The following is a 2,991-nucleotide window of genomic DNA, read 5'->3' on the forward strand; positions in this document are numbered from 1 at the left end:
AGGAAAAAAGTAAGGCCCGCCTGGCCAAGGCAAAAGCCAGCTATGCAATAGCACAGCAGCTATACCTGCTAAATTGCAAACGATGCAACGACAACTGTTGCTATTCCTGGCACAGGGGCCAGAGGCCCCACCATAGCAAACATAAACGTGGACGCTCGCGCCATAACATAATAAGATTAACCGGGAAGCTACTTCCCAGAAAGAATATACAAGTATGAAAGGAGGAGACAACGGCACAGTAACCCCACTGATGAAACAGTACAACGCCATTAAGGCGAAGCATCCGGGCGCGCTGCTGCTATTCAGGGTAGGGGATTTTTACGAAACCTTTGGCGAAGACGCCGTGCGGGCCAGTAAGATATTAGACATTGTGCTGACCAAGCGCGGTGCCGGCTCGTCTTCTGAAACAGCACTGGCCGGTTTTCCGCACCATTCCCTCGATACCTACCTGCCTAAACTGGTGCGTGCTGGTGAGCGTGTCGCCATCTGCGACCAGCTGGAGGACCCGAAATCGGTAAAAGGCATCGTGAAGCGGGGTGTGACTGAGTTGGTAACACCCGGTGTTTCCTTCAATGACCAGGTACTAGAAAAGCGCAGCAACAACTATCTGGCGGCTGTGCACTTTGGTAAGACCGAGGCTGGCGTGTCCTTTCTGGATATCTCTACAGGCGAGTTCATCACGGCACAAGGTGACAAAAACTATGTGGGCAAGCTGCTGCAGAGTCTGGCCCCGGCGGAGGTGCTGTTCTGTAAGCGCGAGAAAGAGACTTTCTTCCAGAGCTACGGCCCTGACTTTAGATACTATGCGCTGGAGGAGTGGGTGTTTAGTTATGACTTCGCCTACGAGTCATTAACAAGACATTTTAGTACGACCTCGCTTAAAGGCTTTGGTATAGAGGGGATGCAGGAGGGTATTACCTCGGCGGGCGCTATCCTGCATTACCTCTCCGAAACGCACCATCATGAAATCAGCCATATCGCCACCATATCGCGACTGGAGGAGGACAAGTATGTGTGGCTCGACCGTTTTACGGTGCGCAACCTGGAGCTGGTATACCCGCAGAACCAGGACGGCGTGCCGCTGATTCAGATTCTTGACCAGACCACCACGCCGATGGGTGCCCGTCTGCTCAAAAAGTGGGTGGTGCTGCCGCTGAAGGACGTCGTGCAAATCAAGCGCCGTCTTGATACGGTGGAGGCCCTGACTAAGCACAGCGAACTACTCGACGAGCTATACCTGCACCTCAAGCAAATCAACGACCTCGAGCGGCTCATCTCTAAAGTGGCCGTGCGCCGTGTGAACCCGCGGGAACTGATGCAACTGGCCAAGGCACTGGACGCGATTCAGCCGATCAAAAAAATGCTAGCCGCCAGCGGCATACCTGCCCTTGTCAAGCTGGCTGATCAGCTGGCGCCATGCGACGGGCTCCGTGAAGAGATCAAAAATGTGTTGAAGCCAGACGCGCCGATGCTCACCAACCAGGGCAACATGATCAACGACGGGGTGAATGAGGAGTTGGACGAACTGCGCAAGATCGCCTTCTCGGGTAAGGATTACCTGGCCCAGCTGCAGCAGCGGGAGGTGCGCAACACAGGTATAAGCTCGCTCAAGATTGCCTACAACAAAGTATTTGGCTACTATCTGGAGGTAACGCACGCGCACAAAGACAAAGTGCCGGCCAGCTGGATCCGCAAACAGACCTTGGTAAATGCCGAACGCTACATTACCGAAGAACTAAAGACCTACGAAGAGAAAATCCTGAACGCAGAGGAGCGCATCTATACCATCGAGTTCAGCCTGTTCAACGAACTGGTGCTGCAGGCCATGGACTACGTAGGGCAGATTCAGCAGAACGCCAAGGTCATCGCCGTGATCGACTGCCTGAGCGCCTTTGCAGGTATAGCCGTGGCCGGAAACTATGTGAAGCCCGAAGTGAGCGACAGTCATGTGCTCGACATCAAGAAAGGCCGTCACCCGGTCATCGAAAAGCAGTTGCCACTAGGTGAGGAGTATGTACCGAACGACATCTACCTCGACAATGAAGAGCAGCAGGTCATCATCATCACGGGTCCGAACATGGCCGGTAAGAGTGCCCTGCTGCGCCAGACCGCCCTCATTGTGCTGATGGCGCAGATCGGTTGTTTTGTGCCGGCCGAGGCAGCTAACATCGGTATCATCGACAAGATCTTTACCCGTGTAGGCGCTTCGGATAACCTCTCGAAGGGCGAGTCGACCTTTATGGTGGAGATGACCGAGACGGCCAGCATCTTGAATAACCTGTCTGACCGCAGCATGGTGCTGATGGACGAGATCGGGCGTGGGACGAGCACCTACGACGGTATTTCCATTGCCTGGGCTATTGTGGAGCACCTGCACAACCACCCAAAATTCCGGGCCAAGACGCTTTTTGCCACGCACTACCACGAGCTCAACCAGCTGGCCGAAGACCTGACCCGCGTGAAGAACTTCAACGTGTCAGTAAAGGAGACGGGCGGCAAGATTCTGTTTATGCGCAAACTGGTAGAGGGCGGCAGCGAGCACAGCTTCGGTATACATGTGGCCCAAATGGCGGGTATGCCGAACAGCGTGGTGCTGCGTGCCGATGAGATCATGCACCACCTCGAGAAGGAGAAAGTATCGGAGCAGGCACCGAAGCAACGGATGAAGTCAGCGCCGAAGAACAATTACCAGCTGAGTATGTTTGAGCTGCAAGACCCGCAACTGCAGCGTGTAAAAGAGCTCATGGAGCAGCTCGATATTAACACGATCACGCCTGTAGAAGCACTTTTGAAACTCAATGAGCTCAAATTGTTGTTAAAAGATAAAGGCGAAATGGTGCGCTGAAAGGTATAGCGGGACAGGAGGCTAAAATATTTTGAAAATTTTCTCGCTGAAAATCAGTAGGAAAAGAAAAAGTGATGGAAAATTTTAGTGCAGCCTCTTGACTTCTGAAATTTTGTCTATATCTTTGTATCACTAAATCGCTAAGG

General features: G+C 53.0%; 1 protein-coding gene. It reads left to right on the plus strand.

All coding sequences use genetic code 11. The features are described from left to right. Positions 1-214 precede the first annotated feature (214 nt). The gene (mutS, locus tag O71_RS20920; protein WP_007661236.1) at positions 215-2,845 is read left to right on the plus strand and encodes a DNA mismatch repair protein MutS; all 2,631 of its coding nucleotides are present in this window, start codon (positions 215-217) and stop codon (positions 2,843-2,845) included. Positions 2,846-2,991: the final 146 nt, after the last annotated feature.

Origin of the sequence: Pontibacter sp. BAB1700, assembly GCF_000277005.1 — a bacterium.
Taxonomy (GTDB): domain Bacteria; phylum Bacteroidota; class Bacteroidia; order Cytophagales; family Hymenobacteraceae; genus Pontibacter; species Pontibacter lucknowensis.

Coding starts and splice junctions, on each gene's coding strand:
- mutS (WP_007661236.1), top strand. CDS start 215: ATGAAAGGAGGAGACAACGGCACAGTAACCCCACTGATGAAACAGTAC.